The 17,615-nt window shown below is 62.1% G+C and carries 19 protein-coding genes; 8 read left to right on the top strand and 11 right to left on the bottom strand.

What is annotated here, in order from left to right; genetic code table 11:
* Positions 1–86: 86 nt before the first annotated feature.
* From NWI_RS00840 to NWI_RS00825, 4 genes are all read right to left on the bottom strand, one after another.
* Positions 87–746 (bottom strand): c-type cytochrome, encoded by a 660-nt coding sequence (locus tag NWI_RS00840; protein ID WP_041344635.1) that lies wholly within the window; start codon positions 744–746, stop codon positions 87–89.
* A 217-nt stretch (positions 747–963) separates the two neighbouring features.
* Positions 964–2,556 (bottom strand): bifunctional phosphoribosylaminoimidazolecarboxamide formyltransferase/IMP cyclohydrolase, encoded by a 1,593-nt coding sequence (gene purH, locus NWI_RS00835; RefSeq protein WP_011313495.1) that lies wholly within the window; start codon positions 2,554–2,556, stop codon positions 964–966.
* A 105-nt stretch (positions 2,557–2,661) separates the two neighbouring features.
* Positions 2,662–4,416 carry a heparinase II/III family protein gene (locus tag NWI_RS00830; protein ID WP_011313494.1) on the bottom strand — a complete coding sequence of 585 codons (1,755 nt, stop codon included), beginning with the start codon at positions 4,414–4,416 and terminating at the stop codon, positions 2,662–2,664.
* 126 nt (positions 4,417–4,542) lie between these two features.
* The gene (locus NWI_RS00825) at positions 4,543–5,895 is read right to left on the bottom strand and encodes an RsmB/NOP family class I SAM-dependent RNA methyltransferase (RefSeq protein WP_011313493.1); all 1,353 of its coding nucleotides are present in this window, start codon (positions 5,893–5,895) and stop codon (positions 4,543–4,545) included.
* Between the two features lie 191 nt (positions 5,896–6,086).
* Here NWI_RS00825 and NWI_RS00820 point away from each other — a divergent pair, with 191 nt between their 5' ends.
* Positions 6,087–6,302 carry a DUF1674 domain-containing protein gene (locus tag NWI_RS00820; RefSeq protein WP_041344634.1) on the top strand — a complete coding sequence of 72 codons (216 nt, stop codon included), beginning with the start codon at positions 6,087–6,089 and terminating at the stop codon, positions 6,300–6,302.
* A 232-nt stretch (positions 6,303–6,534) separates the two neighbouring features.
* Entirely contained in the window at positions 6,535–7,107 is a 573-nt protein-coding gene (locus NWI_RS00815; protein WP_011313491.1) for a thermonuclease family protein, read from the top strand.
* A gap of 31 nt (positions 7,108–7,138) precedes the next feature.
* On the opposite strand, the gene pyrE is transcribed toward NWI_RS00815, so the two are convergent.
* The 4 genes from pyrE to NWI_RS00795 all read right to left on the bottom strand — a co-directional run bounded on the left by pyrE (position 7,139) and on the right by NWI_RS00795 (position 11,195).
* Positions 7,139–7,702 (bottom strand): orotate phosphoribosyltransferase, encoded by a 564-nt coding sequence (gene pyrE, locus NWI_RS00810; protein WP_011313490.1) that lies wholly within the window; start codon positions 7,700–7,702, stop codon positions 7,139–7,141.
* A gap of 175 nt (positions 7,703–7,877) precedes the next feature.
* On the bottom strand, positions 7,878–8,396 hold the full coding sequence (locus tag NWI_RS00805; RefSeq protein WP_011313489.1) for a L,D-transpeptidase: 519 nt from the start codon (positions 8,394–8,396) through the stop codon (positions 7,878–7,880).
* A gap of 143 nt (positions 8,397–8,539) precedes the next feature.
* A complete protein-coding gene (locus NWI_RS00800) occupies positions 8,540–10,171 on the bottom strand; it encodes a lysine--tRNA ligase (RefSeq protein WP_011313488.1) in 1,632 nt (543 codons plus the stop codon).
* 103 nt (positions 10,172–10,274) lie between these two features.
* Entirely contained in the window at positions 10,275–11,195 is a 921-nt protein-coding gene (locus tag NWI_RS00795; protein WP_011313487.1) for a transporter substrate-binding domain-containing protein, read from the bottom strand.
* Between the two features lie 95 nt (positions 11,196–11,290).
* Here NWI_RS00795 and NWI_RS00790 point away from each other — a divergent pair, with 95 nt between their 5' ends.
* Positions 11,291–12,643, top strand: coding sequence for a glycosyltransferase (locus NWI_RS00790; protein ID WP_011313486.1), 1,353 nt, complete (start codon positions 11,291–11,293; stop codon positions 12,641–12,643).
* Positions 12,644–12,795: 152 nt separating this feature from the next.
* A complete protein-coding gene (locus NWI_RS00785) occupies positions 12,796–13,257 on the top strand; it encodes a hypothetical protein (RefSeq protein WP_011313485.1) in 462 nt (153 codons plus the stop codon).
* A gap of 211 nt (positions 13,258–13,468) precedes the next feature.
* On the opposite strand, the gene NWI_RS16565 is transcribed toward NWI_RS00785, so the two are convergent.
* Positions 13,469–13,696 carry a helix-turn-helix domain-containing protein gene (locus NWI_RS16565; RefSeq protein ID WP_081431691.1) on the bottom strand — a complete coding sequence of 76 codons (228 nt, stop codon included), beginning with the start codon at positions 13,694–13,696 and terminating at the stop codon, positions 13,469–13,471.
* 78 nt (positions 13,697–13,774) lie between these two features.
* Here NWI_RS16565 and NWI_RS00780 point away from each other — a divergent pair, with 78 nt between their 5' ends.
* The 3 genes from NWI_RS00780 to NWI_RS00770 all read left to right on the top strand — a co-directional run bounded on the left by NWI_RS00780 (position 13,775) and on the right by NWI_RS00770 (position 15,771).
* Positions 13,775–14,761 carry an IS1595-like element ISNwi4 family transposase gene (locus NWI_RS00780; protein WP_011313484.1) on the top strand — a complete coding sequence of 329 codons (987 nt, stop codon included), beginning with the start codon at positions 13,775–13,777 and terminating at the stop codon, positions 14,759–14,761.
* Positions 14,762–14,949: 188 nt separating this feature from the next.
* Positions 14,950–15,144 (top strand): hypothetical protein, encoded by a 195-nt coding sequence (locus tag NWI_RS00775; RefSeq protein WP_041344633.1) that lies wholly within the window; start codon positions 14,950–14,952, stop codon positions 15,142–15,144.
* A 42-nt stretch (positions 15,145–15,186) separates the two neighbouring features.
* On the top strand, positions 15,187–15,771 hold the full coding sequence (locus NWI_RS00770; protein WP_041344632.1) for a hypothetical protein: 585 nt from the start codon (positions 15,187–15,189) through the stop codon (positions 15,769–15,771).
* Between the two features lies 1 nt (position 15,772).
* Here the strand turns inward: NWI_RS00770 and NWI_RS00765 are convergent, their stop codons facing one another.
* Positions 15,773–16,234 carry a hypothetical protein gene (locus tag NWI_RS00765; RefSeq protein ID WP_011313483.1) on the bottom strand — a complete coding sequence of 154 codons (462 nt, stop codon included), beginning with the start codon at positions 16,232–16,234 and terminating at the stop codon, positions 15,773–15,775.
* 94 nt (positions 16,235–16,328) lie between these two features.
* Between NWI_RS00765 and NWI_RS00760 the strand changes: the two genes are divergently transcribed.
* A complete protein-coding gene (locus NWI_RS00760; protein ID WP_011313482.1) occupies positions 16,329–16,979 on the top strand; it encodes a glycosyltransferase family 2 protein in 651 nt (216 codons plus the stop codon).
* Here NWI_RS00760 and NWI_RS00755 read toward each other — a convergent pair.
* Positions 16,970–17,563 (bottom strand): SCO family protein, encoded by a 594-nt coding sequence (locus tag NWI_RS00755; RefSeq protein WP_011313481.1) that lies wholly within the window; start codon positions 17,561–17,563, stop codon positions 16,970–16,972. The genes NWI_RS00760 and NWI_RS00755 overlap by 10 nt on opposite strands.
* Between the last annotated feature and the right edge of the window lie 52 nt (positions 17,564–17,615).

The following is a 17,615-nucleotide window of genomic DNA, read 5'->3' as shown; positions in this document are numbered from 1 at the left end:
GTGAAGAAAACGCGTCAAATCAATATCATGGAGCCTCGCTTCTGATTCAATCAAAAGCAATCATGCTCTAGCCGCCCGCAATCGGATCACGGCTTGTTGGCTTCCGGAGCCGGGGCCGCCGCCGCAATGGGCAGGCTCTCGTAATAGGCGGCAACGCTTTTGATCTGGTCGTCGGTCAGCTTGTTCGCGACATCAGCCATCACGCCGCCGGGATCGTTCTTGCGATCACCGGCTTTCCACGACCGAAGCGCCTTCTCGATATAAAGCGCCGATTGTCCCGCGAGACGGGGAAAATCCGCTCCCGCGCCGAGGCCATCGGCGCCGTGGCACTGCCCACACCCCTGCAGGTCTTTCGACGGATCGCCGTTCGCGGCAAGCTCCGCTCCGGCCGCGATCACGGCTCGATCGGCGGGCGCGGTTTGGGGTTTCGGTGTCGACATGCCCGCATAGTAGCTGGCGAGCGCCCTGCTTTCGTCGTCCGACAGATCCGATGCGATCATCAGCATGATGCGGTTTCTGCGCGTGGCGTTCTTGAAACTCGCGAGCTGACGTTCAAAGTAGTCCGCGTTGAGACCGGCAAGGCGTGGAATGCCACGCACCGGCTGTCCTTCTCCGTTCCGACCGTGACACGGCGTGCAGGATGTCGCTCGGCCCGGCGGCCTGGTGATGCCCTTGCCGTCATCCGCGAGCGCGGGCAGCGACGACACGCCAAGGAGCAGCAACGCTCCGCCTGCCACCGATCTCATCCGTTTGGTTCGGCTCGAAAACGCTCTAGCCTTAACTTTTTGATGGAGCATGATCTTATCCGAAAACCGGTTTCCACTTTGCGCTGGCGCGGCCCTTCGAGTCGGGATCATGCTCTAGAGCATCGGACCCGAAAGTGGGAACCGGTTTCGGGATAAATCCGATGCTCAATCAATTAACTGGAGCGGCGGCGCTGATTCCATTTGACCGGCGGCCGCTCTAATGACGGAAATGCCTGACGCCGGTGAACACCATGGCGATGCCATGCTCGTCGGCGGCCTTGATCACCTCCTCGTCGCGCATGGAGCCGCCGGGCTGGATGACCGCGGTGGCGCCGGCTTTGATACAGGCGAGCATGCCGTCGGCGAAGGGAAAGAACGCATCCGACGCCACGACCGAGCCTTTGGTCAAGGGCTCGGCGAGCTTCAGATCGCGCGCCGCATCTTCCGCCTTGCGCGCGGCGATGCGCGCGGAATCGACGCGGCTCATCTGGCCCGCGCCGATGCCGACGGTGGCGAGATCCCTGGCATAGACGATGGTGTTCGACTTGACGTGCTTGGCGACACGGAAGGCGAACCGCAGGTCGCGCATCTCCGCCTCGGTCGGCGGACGCTTCGTGACGACCTTCAGTGACATATCATCAATGACGGCGTTGTCACGGCCCTGCACCAGAAGCCCGCCGGCGACCGTCTTCGCGGTCAGGCCGCGCGCGCGCGGATCGGGCAGGCCGCCGGCCAGCAGCAGCCGCAGGTTCTTGCGCTTGCCGATGACCGCGATCGCCTCCTCGGTCGCATCGGGCGCGATGATGACTTCGGTGAAGATGCCGGCCACCGCATTGGCGGCGTCGGCGTCGATGGTGCGGTTGAAGGCTATGATGCCGCCATAGGCCGAGGTCTGGTCACAGGCGAGCGCCCGGCGATAGGCTTCGGTGAGGCTTGAGCCTTCCGCGACACCGCAGGGATTGGCGTGCTTGATGATGACGCAGGCCGCGGTGCGCGCCGCATCGAATTCGGCGACGCACTCGTAAGCCGCGTCGGTGTCGTTGATGTTGTTGTAGGACAGTTCCTTGCCCTGCAACTGCCGCGCGGTGGCTACGCCGGCGCGCCGCTCCGGCGTGCGATAGAACGCGGCGGTCTGGTGCGGATTCTCGCCATAGCGCAACCTCTGCGCGAGACGGCCGCCGACGGCGCGATAGTCGGGCGCATCGGTCTCAAGCTGCACCGCGAACCAGTTGGAGATCGCCGCATCATAGGCGGCGGTCCGGGCGTAGGCTTTCGCGGCGAGGCGCTTGCGCAAGCTCAACGTCGTCGCGCCCGCGTTGGCCTTGAGTTCGTCAAGCACCGCCTGATAATCCTGCGGTTCGACCACGACCGCTACGTCATCATGGTTCTTGGCGGCGGCGCGAATCATCGCGGGGCCGCCGATGTCGATATTCTCGATGCACTCCTCGCAGGCGGCGCCTTTATCGACCGTTGATTCGAACGGATAGAGATTGACGACCAAAAGATCGATCGGGGCGATGCCGTGGTCCTTCATGGACTTCGCATGATCGGCGTTGTCGCGGATGGCGAGCAGGCCGCCATGCACCTTCGGATGCAGCGTCTTGACCCGGCCGTCCATCATTTCGGGAAAACCCGTCAGGTCGGAGACGTCACTGACCTTCAATCCCGCCGCCGCGATTTCCTTGGCGGTGCCGCCGGTCGAGACCAGTTCGACGCCGAGGTCGGCAAGCGCGCGGGCGAACTCGGTCAGGCCGGTCTTGTCGGAAACGGAAAGCAAGGCGCGGGTCACGCGGCGGGGTCGGTCGGTCATGAGGACGATCCTGGGGAAATCAAGGCCGCCCGTTAACATGATTTCGCAGCGCATGAAACCGGCGTTGTCCGATGTGCAGGCGCCGACCACGGACGGAATGCGCGCCTACAGCGGCAATTCCGGCTCGCGCCGTGCCTGACGGCGAGCATTGGTGGCCGCGGCCGAGGTGGCCGAGCGCACGAAACCCCAGCGCACCCGTGAGACTTCCCGCGCATTCTGGTGGATCACGATCTGCACCGTGCGCCGCGGACCGTCGTTGCCGGCGAGAAAAACGCTGTCCTCAAGCTCGACCCGGTCTTGAGTCGCCTCGAACGTCCAGACCTCACGGTTCGGCAACACCAGCATCACCCCATGCGCATCATCGAGGCGAGTGGCCTTCACGGACGGATGCAGGTGAAACCGCAATGCGTAACGAATCTGGCTGCCCTTGATGCGGCCGCCGGGGGCCGGCTCCAGCATGTCCTCGCCCTCCAGCCGCGAGCCGTCATGCGCCATCGTCAGCACGCGTCGGTGGATCAGGCCAAACCGCGCGAGATAACCGTCATGCGAAGCCGTCAGCCGCTCGCCGCCGTCGATGGTTTCGCGAAGGCTTTCGACATGGGCCGGACCGCTGACGATCGGCGCCCCCTGGAGCAGCCGCTTCATCGCCGACTGTTCGACGAACTGACACGAGGATGTCTGATGGCAGACCAGCGTGGAGTGCGCGGCTGTCGAGCGCGCGAACACGCGCCATGTGTCGCGTCCGGTCGAGGACATTCCGCAATTTGTGACGATCCGGTTCAGTCCGGAGGACAGCTCGAACGACAGGCAGCCCGCATGAGCTTCCTCGCTGAGGTTCGGCGGCGGCGGCAGCCCGGCATCGACGATCAGGATCGTCGCGCCGGCGTCGATCCGCTGAAAGCCCGTATGCGGCATGCTGGCCATCGGTATGCCGCGGGTGTCGTCATAGGCGAGGAGCGTCGCCAGAAGGTCGGACGGCGTGCTGCTCATGCCGTTGAACAGCGCGAAGCTGCCGTCGCCGTGGCGGAAGAAGCGCAGCATCGGCATCATGCGGTCGATGGCGTTCAAGAGCGCCGGCGGCGGCGCGATGTTGCGCGCGGCGAAGGTCTGCCGCAGCGGGAGCAAGTCGATCAGCAGTTCGATCAGGGCGCCGGGATTGCGCGAGACATGACCGCCGTCGGGCAGGATCTGCCGCCGCAGTTCCTCGGAGAGCTTGCGGGTCGCGCTGCGGATGGTGCGGGCCTGGTTGGCAAGGCACAGTGAAGCGTAACACAACGCGATCACGACCTGCAGCCGTGACACCCCGTCAGGAGCATCGTGCAAACCAAAGCGAAGCAGGCGGATGTCACGGGCAAGCGCGCGCAGATAGCGGCGATAGAACTTTCCGTCCGCCTCGCCGAGCACGAGCGGGGCCTGCGACAGCAGCGAGATCACGCGCCGCGACATGACGTCGGCGCGCCGGCACGCCGGCCGCCTGCGCGCCGGATTCGAGATCCAGTCCTCTACCAGCGATCGCGCGTTGGCGCGGGTGATCGCGGTGTCGGCGGCGCGCAGATGCCGCAGCCAGCCAAAGCCCAGCAGCGCGGCTTCCCAGTCCTCGGACGGCGGTTCGAGGTCGAAGACCGAGCGGGAGTGACAGGTGACGATCTTGCCCGCGAACACGAAGCGGCCGGCATAGATCTCGGCGGCGCGGGTGGCGTCGGCCGTCCGAAGGTCGTGCGGCGCGATGGTCAGGCGGTCGGCGCGGCCGGGCCATAGCCGCGAAAGCGCCGCAGGCCCGTCGCCGGCGCGCGCCATCGTCCGGCGCGCGAAACGGCTGACGACCAGAGCTGAAATGCGTCTGCGATGAGCGACCGACACGCGCGCCTTCGATGTGGGGATTGCCGCGAATCCCTTTGCGGAGATGAGGACTGAATCCTTTTAATCCGGAAAGGCCGGCAACGCACCATCTTGAAATGCCGCGAATCTCCGCTTCCGCCTTGCGAATCAGGACCTGGTCAATCGCGCCGCGTAGAAGCCGTCTAATCCGCCGAGCGTGGGATCATCATGCGCGAGATGGCAGGGCAACGTACGCAGATCGCCCTCGGGCGTCACGATATCCGCGAGCCCCGCCACTTCGTCCGCGCTGACCGGCACGCGCCGGATCCCCGTGTCGGTCGCAAGCAGCGCGGCAACGACCTGCTCACCCTCCTCGGGTTCCAGCGAACAGGTGCAGTAGACCAGCGTTCCGCCGGGCCTGAGCAGCGTGATCGCCTTGTTCAGGAGCCTTTGCTGCAAGGCGGTCAGCGCCGCGATATCGGAATCCTGCTTGAGCCAGGCCACGTCCGGATGACGGCGGATGGTGCCGGTCGCGGAACAAGGCGCGTCGACGAGCACGCCGTCGAAACCGTCGCCCGCGACATCATCCTGCCATTCGATGGCGTCGGCCACGAGCGATCGCGCGTCCAGCGACAGACGGCCAAGATTTTCGCGCAGCCGCGCCACCCGGTTCGGCGACCGGTCGATCGCGGTCACCTCCGCGCCGGCCTGTACGAGTTGGGCGGTCTTGCCGCCGGGCGCCGCGCAGAGGTCGATGACCCGCCGTCCTCTGAGATCGCCGAACAGGCGCGCGGGCAGCGCGGCGGCGGCGTCCTGGACCCACCACTGCCCCTCGGAGAATCCCGGCAGCATCGTCACCGAGCCGTGCAACGAGGTGCGAACCGTTCCGGTCGGCAAGGTTTCGCCGTGCAGCCGCGTCGCCCAGTGAGCGGCGTTCGCTTTGACGGTGAGATCGAGGGCAGGCTCATGGCTGATCGCGGCGGCAATCGCTTTCGCGGTGCCCTCGCCGTAGTAGCCGCTCCAGCGCGCCATCAGCCATGACGGCGTATCGAGCGATTCCGAGCGGACTTCCTCGATCAGGGACTGGCCTTCGCGCGCGCATCGGCGCAGCACCGCGTTGACCAATCCGGCATATTTCGCCGCGCGGCGATCGGATTGCACGAGCCGCACCGACAGATCGACCGCGGCATGATCCGGCACATCCATCCACAGAATCTGCGCCGCCCCGATCAGAAGCGCGCTCTGCGCGCGCGGCGCATCGGTCGGAATGCCGCGATCGAGCAGCCGCGACAGCAAATGACCGAGGGTGCCGAGCCGGCGCAGGATCGTCGCCACCAGGCGTCGCATCAAGGCGCGGTCGCGGTCGGCAAGCGCTTTCAGGCCGGGATGCGCCGTCGGGCCTTCGAGTTGTTCGTCGAGGGTGCGTCGCTTATGCAGGACACCGTCGAGGATATCCGCTGCGATGCGCCGGGCCGCGAGGCCCGGAGCTTCGGTCGGCGGCGCGAATCTGGTGGACGGCATGAGGCAGGCACATCGCTTAAGGGAATCAGGGACGGTGGACGCATTTGATGTGCGCCCGCCGCGGCAGTCCGAATTCGTGACACGCGAATATGCCAAATATAAGAATCGTCACGCTCTTCGCGTTTTTCGCGGCATGATCCGTGGAGGTAATTTTTCACGCGATACGTTCGTCGCGCCGATCGGAGGATGACATGATCGATGAGCCTTCCGCGTCATCGCGGACCGGAGAGACCCGCTCCCGCAAGCAGCTTTCTCCAGAAGCCCGGCGCGCGCTCGCCGAAGCGGAAGCTCGCCGCGCCGCGCAGACCGATGCGTCAGCGCCGCCCAAGGAGATTCAGGGGCCGGAAGGTCCCGAACCGACCCGGTTCGGCGACTGGGAACGCGGCGGCATCGCATCGGATTTCTAGAGCCTTTTCGCTTCTGATGGAATCAGAAGCGAGGCTCTATGATCTTGTTTTGACGCGCTTTCTTCACGCGAACCGGTTTCCGCTTCGCCGCGGGAAAATGCGACCGGATAGTGATCTCCGGAGCATGGTCCGTTTCAACTTGAACGGACCATGCTCCGAGCGGCGCGCTTTTCGCTCCGATCGCCGCTCGCGCAGACTTGCCGGGCGGCGCGACTCACTCTATGTTAGGAATATGTACCCATACAGCAGAATAAATGCATGGTCCGGGCCTCGCCGACGCAACCTGTTGTCGCCGGTTCTGCCATGGATCTTTATCGTGGGCGTGGCGGCCGGCGCCATGCTCCCGATCCGAAGCTGGATCGACGCACCACGGGCGGTCAACCCCCGGACGCCCACGGAGGCACGGGCGATCTGGGCTCGCGCCGCCGATGCGGCGGGGCGGCACCAGGCCGACGTGATCAGGACGATCGACGGCGACACCTTCGAGGCGCTGGTGCATTTGTGGCCCGGCCTCGACATGACCACGCGGGTGCGGCTGCGCGGCATCGACACCGCGGAAATGAAAGCTTCCTGCGCCGAGGAGTTCCGGCTGGCGAAAGCCGCTAGCGCCCGGTTGCGCGATCTGCTCGGCGAGGGCGGCGTCACCATCGCCAATATCGGGCCCGACAAATATCAAGGGCGCGTGGTCGCCGACGCCGCTACGGCGCGAACGCCTGATGTCTCGGCGGCGATGCTGGCGAGCGGCCTCGCCCGCGTCTATCATGGCGGCCGTCGCGAAAGCTGGTGCAACGGCGCAAGCCGGTGATTATCGGACGGACGGCCTTTCAGAAGGAGCGTTAGGAAGCCAGGAATTCTTCCGCCTTGAACAGCGAATCGAATTCAATGCTTTTCTCTTTATAGAGAGCCATGGCTCCCTCGCCCCTGTCGACGATCGACAGAACCATCACGACTTCCGCGCCCTCGGCCTGCGCGGCCGAGACCGCGATCATGGCGGACGCGCCGCTCGTCGTGACATCCTCCAGGATGACGACCCTCTTGCCGCGAAGATCATCGACGGGGAGACCCTCGATGAGTTTCCGGGTTCCGTGCTTCTTGACGTCCTTGCGAACGAAGAAGCCTGGAAGCGGTTCATTCCTGATGTGGCTGAGAAGGCTGACGGTCGAGATCAGAGGCACCGCTCCCATCTCCAGCCCGCCGATATAGTCGATGCCTTGGCCGGCAAGCCGCGCCAGAATGAGCTCGGACAGGACATGGGCCCCTTCAGGAGCCAGCATCGTCGGTTTCATATCGAAGTAGAACGTGCTGGTTTTTCCGGAGGCCAGTTTGATGTTGCCGCGGCCGAATGATCTGGTCTTGATGATCTCGAAAGCCCTTTGACGGACTTTTATATCTTCAGGCATGGCTTTCGGGCTCGGTCGATGTGAATTGAAACTGTCGTGCCGGAACGGAGGATTGCCGGTCTATACGCTCAACCGGTCGTCGTGACAACGAACCAGACGATCGTTGTCGGCCAGCGGTTCGGAAGCCGGCGCAGTCGCGCGTCGGCTATTCCGGATTCGCCGTAAAGGAATCCGATCAGCGCTGCGTCACCACCACCGGCGTGCCGACCGACACGCGCCGGTAGAGATCGTCGATGTCGGCATTATACATGCGGATGCAGCCGTAGGACACGAAGCGGCCGATCGACCCTGGCCGGTTGGTGCCGTGAATGGCGTATTGCCCGCCGCCGGAGAGAGTCATCGCGGCGACGCCCATCGGATTCGCCGGCGAACCGCCCGGGATCACGTCCGCAATTCTCGGATTGTCGCGTTTGACCTCCGCCGGCGGCGCCCATGCCGGGTTGCGATATTTGCCCTCGATGCGCGCGGCGCCGCTCCATTGCTTGCCGGCCCTGCCGACTCCGACGGGATATCGGAGAGCGCGGTCCGAATCGATGATCAGATACAGCCGGCGCTCGCTGGTTTTCACGACGATGGTGCCGGGCGCATAGCCGCCCTGATAGCCGACCATCTCAGGCCGCGCCTCGGCCGATCCGATCCCGAGCAAGCCCGCCCCCCAAATGGCGGCCAGCACCGCCGCAACCCGCGTCAGCATTCTTCGCTCCAAGTCTGCTTCAAAAAGCCTCGCTTCAAATCTGTTCGCATCAAATGACCCGATGGAGAGGGACTCCAGCGTTCACTTTCTTTATCGAGCATGATCTCATCCGAAAACCGGTTTCCACTTTTCGGGATCATGCTCTAATCCGCGCGCGCCAATGCGCCGTCGATCATCGCGATGGCGTTCTGCACGCCGTAGACCGCGACGAAGGAGCCGAAGCGCGGTCCCTTCTCCTGACCGAGCAGCACCTGATAGAGCATGTTGAACCAGTCGAGCGAGACGCCGGGACGACCATCCCTGGCGGGCTTCTTGTGATTGAGGAAAGGTTCGCGGCGGCCGATCTCGTAGACCGTGTTCTGGATGTCTTCGGCCGAGGCGTCCGCGGGCAGTTGCGACAGCGCTTCGCGCAGGTCCTGCAAGGCGGCGCGCTCGCTCGCGGTCGGCTCGCGGAATGTTTTCGTCGGCGCCACGAAGTCACGGTAATAGTTGATGGCATAGCCGACCAGCGCATCGAGCTTCGGATGGGTCTGCGGCGTGACGCCCGGCCGGTAGCGGCCGATGAAGCCCCACAGAGTTTCGGCATTCTCCGCGTTCGAGGACGAGACCAGCGTCAGCAGCAACTGGAACGTGACCGGCATGTCGGCCGAGGGCGGATGGCCGGCATGAATGTGCCAGACCGGATTGGCGAGCTGCTGCCTCGCATCCTGGCGCGGATAGCCTTCGAGGAACTGCTGGTAGTCGTCGACGTTGCGCGGAATCACGTCGAAATACAGCCGCTTCGCCGCCTTCGGTTCGCGGTACATGAACAGCGACAATGATTCCGGCGAGGCATAGCGCAGCCACTCGTCGATGGTGAGGCCGTTGCCCTTCGACTTGGAAATCTTCTGGCCCTTGTCGTCGAGGAACAGTTCGTAGTTGAAGCCTTCCGGCGGCGTGCCGCCGAGCGCCGAACAGATTTTGCCGGACAGCTTGACGGAATCGATCAAGTCCTTGCCGGCCATCTCGTAATCGACGCCGAGCGCGGTCCAGCGCATCGCCCAGTCGGGCTTCCATTGGAGTTTGCAGCGCCCGCCGGTGACGGGCACGGTGACGCGCTCTTTAGTCTCTGGGTCGTCGTAGGAAACCGTGCCGGCCTTGGCGTCGTGCGCGGATATCGGCACCTGCAACACCACGCCGGTGCGCGGGCAGATGGGCAGGAACGGCGAATAGCTCGCCGCGCGCTCCTCACGCAGGGACGGCAGCATGATCGCCATCACCTTGTCTATGTTCTCAAGCACCTTCAGAAGCGTCACGTCGAAGCGACCAGATGTGTAATAGGCGGTCGAACTGGCGAATTCGTAATCGAAACCGAAAGTGTCGAGGAAAGCGCGCAGCCGGGCGTTGTTATGCTCGCCGAAGCTCGAATGGGTGCCGAAGGGATCCACTACCTTCGTCAGCGGCTTGCCGAGATCCCGCGCCAGCAGCTCCTTGTTGGGCACATTGTCCGGCACCTTGCGCAGGCCGTCCATGTCGTCGGAGAATGCGAGCAGCCGCGTCTTGATCTTGTCCTCCGTCAGCACCCGGAACGCATGACGCACCATGGTGGTGCGCGCGACCTCGCCGAAGGTGCCGATATGCGGCAGTCCGGAGGGGCCGTAGCCGGTCTCGAACAGCACCTCGTCCTTCGGCGTTTTCTTCAGACGCGCGACGATCAATTTCGCCTGCTCGAACGGCCACGCATTGGATTGCTCGGCGAGCGCACGCAGATCGCCCGCGGACATGAGGTCTGACATTATACTCTCCAGGGCGTGCGGCATCGTCCGGCGCGCCACCCGTATCTCTTTGATTGAGCATGATCTTATCCGAAAACCGGTTCCCACTTTTCGGAATCACGCTTTAAAACGGGCTGACGGAAAAATACCGCAGCCACAGATCGGTATAGCGGCCTCTCTCCCAGATTCGGAAGAGCGCCCAGTTCAACGCCTGCCGCAGCACGTCATTGCCTTTTCTCACGGCAATGCCGATGCCTTCGCCGAAATAGCGGCTTTCGATAAAGGGGCCGCCGCTGAACGCGCAGCAGCTTTCAGAATCCGTGCCGTTGATCCAGAACGCCAGTGAAATCGCGTCACCGAAAATGAAGTCCACCTCGTTCTGCCGCAGCGCCTGCCGCAGCGTCTCGTCGTTCGGGTAGCCGTGCAGTTCGGCGTCGGTGAAGAAAACCTTGAGATAGGCCTCGTGCGCGGACCCCGCGACGACGCCGACCTTCTTCCCCTCCAGATATTCCGGGCGCACCTCGGCCATGGCGGCGTCGCGCCGTGATACGAACCGGGCCGGCGTCCGATAATAGGGATCGGTGAAATCGATACGCTTGCGCAACTCGGGAGTGACGGCGAGGGAGGCGATGAGGGCGTCGCCGCGGTTACTCGACAGCGCGTCCACCAGCGTCTCGAACCGCCGCATCTGAATCGTGCAGGTGACCTTGATCTCCTCGCACAAGGTGCGCGCCAGATCGACATTGAAGCCGGCCGGATTGCCGTCGGGACCGGTATAGTTGAAGGGTGGATAGTCGGTTTCCGTCAAAAACCGAATCACGGTGAGGCGGGATAGATCGGGACGGTCGGGACGGTGGCGCGGGTCCCAGAAGCCCGGCACGGCCTGCGGCGCGGCGGTCGCGGTTTCCACCGTGGTCTGGGCACGCGCGCGGTCGAGCGTGGCCCAGGCGCCCAGCATCCACCCGGCGGCCAGCAGACACCCCAGCGTTGCGGCGCCGCGGCGGATCAATCTCTCGTTGGCGGAAACGGTAATCTGTGGTTGCATGGACAGGGGCTTTTCGAACGGAGGGTTTATAGACCATCCGGAACGGGACGCGAGTATCGTTTGCGTGGGGACGTGGCTTGGCGGGGCGGAATCGCGTGGGGAATGGCGGGCGGGCCGACGCATTACGCCGTGCTGCGCCTGGGGGACCGCCGCGTCCTCCCGGCTTCGACGGTATCCCCGCCTCCAGCAACGACAACTGGCTGGACGACCCCGAACCCGGTCCCGCGATCGAACTGGACTGCCTGCGGCATATTCTTGCTCCGGCGCTGCTGAGGGCCGCCGAAGCGCGCGGCCGGGAGGTGGCTACCGGGGCGGATCAGGCGCTGATCCGGTCGGGCGTCATTGGCGAGGAAGCTTATCTGCAAGCGCTTTCCTTTCAGACCGGTCTGGCGATCGAGACCTTCGCGGAGGTTTCCCGCTCCGATTGCCCCCTGCCCGATCGTTACCTGTCCAGCGCCGCGCAACACGGGCTGCTTCCGCTGCGTTCGCGCGGAAAACTGGTCTGGATCGTCGCGCCACGCGGCTTTACGGCGCGGCGGCTCTGCCGAATGGTCGCAGCCTATCCATCCCTATGCGATCGGATCCTGCTGGCGTCGCGGCGAAACCTCCATCAGTTTCTGCTGCGGCAGGAGGCTGGCGATGTGCTCGGCCGGTCCGCCGCCAAGGCGCTTCACCGGCGATTTCCCGCTTTGTCCGCCGCGCCCGCCGCAGACGACGGCGCTCATCGCGGACTGCGCACCATGCGGCGTCTCGCTCAGACCGCCCTCCTGAGCGCCATGATGACGCTGACGCCGGCAATTGTCGCCACGGACATCTGGAGCAGCGCGCTGGCGCTGTGGTTTCTCGCATTTATCGGCTTGCGGCTGACGGCCAGCCTGATGCCGCCGCGTCCGGTCCGGCGCCCGCCCCGCCTTCCCGACCACGGTTTGCCAGTTTACACGGTGATTGCGGCGCTTTATCGCGAAGCCTCGTCAGTCGCCTCGCTGTTACAGGCGATCGAAGCCCTGGACTACCCGCGCGAAAAGCTCGACGTCATCATCGTGATCGAGCTTGACGATCTCGAAACCCGCGCCGCTCTGGCGAGACTTGGGCCGATGCCGCATGTCCAGGTCCTGCTCGCTCCGGCGGAAGGGCCACGCACCAAGCCGAAGGCGCTGAACTGTGCGCTGCCGTTCGCGCGCGGCGGCTTCACCGCCGTGTTCGATGCTGAAGATCGTCCCGAGCCCGGCCAGTTGCGCGCCGCGCTCGATGCCTTCCGCACGCAAGGAGCCGATATCGCCTGCGTGCAGGCCAGCCTTTGCATCGAGAATCAGTCTGACAGCTGGCTATCGCGGATGTTCGCCGCCGAATATGCCGGACAGTTCGACGTCTTCCTTCCCGGCCTCGCGTCTTTCGGCGTGCCGCTGCCGCTCGGCGGATCGTCGAACCACTTCCGCGGTATTAGGTAGCAAACTCACCTTGGTATTTATATCAGCAACACTGACATGTCGAGTCCACAAGGCTTATTAACTAAATCTTAACCAAAGATTCTAGGAACAAATGTGGGCCACGGCTTGGTTGGGGTTGATTTCAGTCCAGTTCCAGACTACAAGACTCAGCTATGGAGACCTTGCGAGAATTTATCACCCGGCGTCATAAAGAATTGGACGAGCTAGAAGCTCCGCTCCGGCAGCAACTAGCCGCCATAGCCGACGAGCGCGAAGAGCTTCGTCGTGCTGCACTTGCAGCCGGTCCGCCGCCCATGCGTCCGGCTAATACCGTAACTCAGCAAGCGGACGAAGGCCGCCGATCACGCCGCACGATTCCTGAAAAGACAATCAAAGACGCCGTTGTCGAGGTTCTAAGAGCCAAGGGCTCCGGGATGACTGCGCTAGAAATCTTGGCTGCCATTAATCTCAAGTTCGGGACGGAATATCCGAGAACCAGCCTAAGCCCGCAGCTTTCACGCCTGAAAGCAGACGGGAAAATCAATCGGGATGGCATCGTATGGACGCTTGAAAAGAAGCTTATCGACTACGTCGATCAGCCGTTCCAACGGGATATCGAGGAGGCTTTTAAATGAAAACCGGAGCCTTTCGGCCCCGGTTCAAAGAGCTTGGGGGTGCATAGTGCAAGGGCGAGTTGTCCAGCTCGGGCCCCGGCGGGTGCAAGTCCCGCTATCTCCACCAAGTAGCCCCTTCCACAAGGGCTGCGAGTCAATCCCTTCCAAAAGGATTGGCCTATCGTCTACTGGCTCCCCTCCAAAAGGAGCCACCCTTAACTTTCTTATAGAATCACACCTGACGGGCTACTACAAGGCCTTGCTCTTTTTCAGTCTCTACAAATGAAATACCACCGGTTTCCAAAGCAGCTTTCATTGCCGTTAGATTGTTTCGGGTTGGCTCCCGCCGCCCCGCCTCAAAGTCTCTTACGGTTGAGACGCCGACGTTCGCGGCTTTTGCAAGCGCGTCTTGAGGCCAATTTAGCCATGCTCGGGCGGCTCGACACTGTTCCGGGGTCATTGCCGGAATCTAGTGACCCTAACTATTTCCGTCAAGGTCATAGATTTTCGTTGACGCCATCACTTTCATTACTTATCAATGAGGTCAACGGAAAACGTTGGTCTCATGTCGCAACACTTCCTCCTCTCAGCAAAGGCGCGGACGCTCAGTCTGGCGAAGGTCGCGCGCCTTTCTGACGACGAGGCTTATGATGCGTTCCGGCTGATCCGTTGGGCCGCGACCGATGGTGCGCCGGTTTGTCCGCGTTGCGAATGTGCTGCCGTCTACACCTACACGACCCGCCGCCTATTCAAGTGCAAGGCTTGCTCGCATCAGTTCTCAGTTACGTCGGACACGATCTTCGCAAGTCGTAAGCTCCCGGTGCGCGACTATCTCTTGGCTATTGCGATCTTCGTCAACGGCGCAAAAGGCCATAGCGCGCTTCAACTGAGCCGCGATCTCGATTGCCAGTATAAGACTGCTTTCGTGATGGCTCACAAAATCCGCGAGGCGTTGGCTTCGGAAGCTCATGGCGCAATCGCCTCTGGCGAGGTCGAAGTGGATGGCGCATACTTCGGCGGCTACGTGAAGCCTGCAAACCACAAAGGTAACCGCCGCGACCGCCGCCGCATCATCAATCAGAACGGCAAGCGACGCGTGGTTGTCATCATGCGTGAGCGAGGCGGGCGCACGCTGCCTTTCGTTTTTAAGAGCGAAGATGCTTCGCTTGTGAAGATCGCCCAAACCGTTGCACCCGGCAGCGTCATTCACGCGGATGAAGCGACGCATTGGGACGCGCTACATGCGCGCTTCCTGACCAAGCGGATCAATCACAGCGAAAGTTATTCGGACGGCGATGCTTGCACCAATCAAGCGGAGTCGTTTTTCTCTCGGATGCGCCGCGCCGAAATCGGCGTTCATCATCGTATCGCTGGCGACTATCTATCAGCCTATGCTGGTGAAATGGCTTGGCGCGAAAACAATCGCCGTATCAGCAACGGCGAACAATATCTGATGGTGGCGGACGCCGCTTTGCAACATCCGGTATCGCGTCAGTGGAAAGGTTATTGGCAACGAAACTCTTGACTCGGTCGTGAGTTAACGCTTGAACCACTTCGAATCCGCTTGGGACAAGCGCCCCTAAGCAGATTCTTGGTAGCTGTCAAGCCTTTTTGATTGAGTGTTGCCAAAATCCCTCATATAATGCGATCTCGAATCGCCGATGAGGGCATCTGCTCCACCGGAGCGGTCGCGTGCGATTCAGGAGAATACCTATGCCGGTCAAACAAGGCCTTGGCCTTCCAATCAGACACATCCCCATTTCAGGCCCGGCGGTCGATTTGCTCGATTCCCGCAAAGAGCATAACGACAATAGTCCTGTGACCGCGCAAGAGTTGCGCGTTAGCTTCGAAAAGGTCAAAACGAGCCTGTTTTCGGGGTTAGACACGCTGTTGCAGTCCAAAATCTAAGGACTCAACATACCTAACCCTCAAGGAACGGGGGCCTTACAATTGAGCGAGCCTGACTTCTCAGAAACCAAAATTTCTGAGCGCGTAGAATTTTTGCTCAATGTTGCGCAAGAACTGATTGAACGCGGTATCCTGCCTGACGAAAAACTAATTCTGCACGAGGGCAGAGTTCGCCTTGCTGTTGAATCATATTTTCTCCTCAACAAGGCCTATAAAAAGTGGCGTATTAATTCTGGGCATCACACCGAGAAACCTAAAATTGCTGCTCTACAAGCAACTACGATCGCCCGCATTCAGCCCTTTATCCCAATTAACCACGCCAACGCAGAAACGTTAGCGGAAGCGCGCTGCAATGAGATTTTCGCTCTAACTTATGCGTTCGCCATTCTTGAAAAAGACTTCAATCCCAGTACGCCTCCCAAGAAGGATCTGACGCTGAGGCTGTTAGATATCATCAGCGCGTCTGAGGTTGAGGCGATTGAGCCCTACATCCAAGACACCAACCTAGAAATCAAAAGAAAGTTGGACGAATACACATTGGCGATTCCGCCATCTGACAAGCATAAGATCGATAGTCTAATCACAATCTTTGAGCTAATTTCAGCAAAGGGCGACGCCCTTAAGTAAGCTATCGTCTAATCTCCCAAAGCCGCTGCCGCCCCTCACCAGTTTTGTGAGTGAGGGCCCCTTGTTCTGTCAGACCTCTGAGGGCCTTTGAGACTCTTTTGGTTACGTCAGTTAGCGCACGTCTGTCTCGCGCATCCTGACCGTTCAAAGCCACGATAGCCTGAGCTATCTCGCGGCTTCCAAGCGGTCGCGGCGCGTCTCTCAATTCATCCAAAATCGCCCGCGTTAGCTCGCCCCGTCCGAACAGGACCTGCCGTTTCTGGCGCGGCATTTCCGCATTCAGATCGCCGGTATAGCCAAGCGTTCCTAGCACCCGATCCAGCGCGCCAATGTCGTTCTTAATCTCGGCCATCCGGTCGCGGATACGCTCGGCTTCGTTGAATAGATCGGCGCGCTTTTTCAGCAAGCCGGAAATGGTGTGTTCGTAGGTGTCGGTTCGGGCAAGGCGGATGGTGTCTGACATCCCGCATTGTGTGACTCACACAGGAAAACCGCCATCCGTTGCTTGGTGAGTTTGCTACCTAATACCGCACTTCCGCACAGCGGTCCTTCGCGAGGTGGGCGGCTGGGATGCCTACAACGTCACCGAAGATGCCGACCTCGGCTTTCGGCTGGCGCGCTTCGGCTATCGATCGACCACCTTCGCGTCGACGACGTTCGAGGAGGCGCCCGCGCGTTTCGGCGGATGGCTGCGCCAGCGCTCGCGCTGGATGAAGGGCTGGATGCAGACCTGGAGCGTGCATATGCGCCGGCCCCGACAGTTATGGAAGGACGCGGGCGCGAAGGGATTCTTGACGCTGAACGCCATCATCGGCGGCAACGTGTTGACCGCTTTGACCTTTCCGATCCTGATGATCGATATGGCGTTGCGCTCGCTGGAAGGCGCCGGCGGTGGATTTGCCGCGGGCGCGGTCACGCCGCTGCATCTGACCACGATCGCCGCCGGGTTCGTTTCCACGATCGTTGTGGGACTGATGGGCCTCGCCCGGCGCGGGCAATTGAGGCAGGGGTGGATCCTGGCGTTGACGCCTATTTATTGGGCTTGTCTTTCGATCGCGGCCTGGCGCGCGCTGTATCAACTGCTGAGCGAGCCGTACAGGTGGGAAAAGACCGAGCATGGCCTTTCCCCGCAAATCAGGTCAGCCGCCACCTCTCAGGGGACAGCTTCCCACCACATGGCCGCACGCCGGCGGCAGCGCTACAGATAACGCCTGAGATCGGCGGCGGCGGCTTCAGCCGAGCGTTTGAGATCGAACGACGAGACGAAGCGGCCGTCGCGATCCATCAGATAGATCAGCGCCGTATGATCCATCGAATAGCCGCCGTCCTTCAGCGGGATCTTCTTTGCGTAGACCCGAAATCCGGACAGGGCTTTTTCGACGGCGGCCGGATCGCCGGTCAAGCCTTTCAGACGCGGATCGAAGCTGGAAAGATAGCTTTTCATCGTTTCCTGGGTGTCGCGTTCCGGATCAACGGTGATGAAATAGGCATTGACGCGGTCGGCGTCCGGACCCATCGCCCGCAACACCTCCGACATCTCGAACAGCGAGGTCGGGCAGACGTCGGGGCAATGAGTATAGCCGAAGAAGACGATCGTCGGACGGCCGACCATATCCTTTTCGGTGACGGTCTGGCCCGTCTGGTCGGTCAGTTGGAATGGGCCACCGATCGACGCCGCCGTGGGTTTGCTGGCGAGCCCGCCGAGTAGCCACATCACCACCGTGAGACCGACGACAAGGCTGCCGGCGAAGGCCGCAACCAGGATCAGCGGACGGACGAATCTATTTGACATCGGGTATCCTCGGTGTCGCCCTTCCGAAGGCCGCACGTTCTTGCAGCAACCA

This window comes from Nitrobacter winogradskyi Nb-255, from assembly GCF_000012725.1.
GTDB lineage: Bacteria > Pseudomonadota > Alphaproteobacteria > Rhizobiales > Xanthobacteraceae > Nitrobacter > Nitrobacter winogradskyi.
The sequence above is the reverse complement of the archived record's forward strand: the minus strand, read 5'-3'. Positions and strand labels throughout refer to the sequence as shown.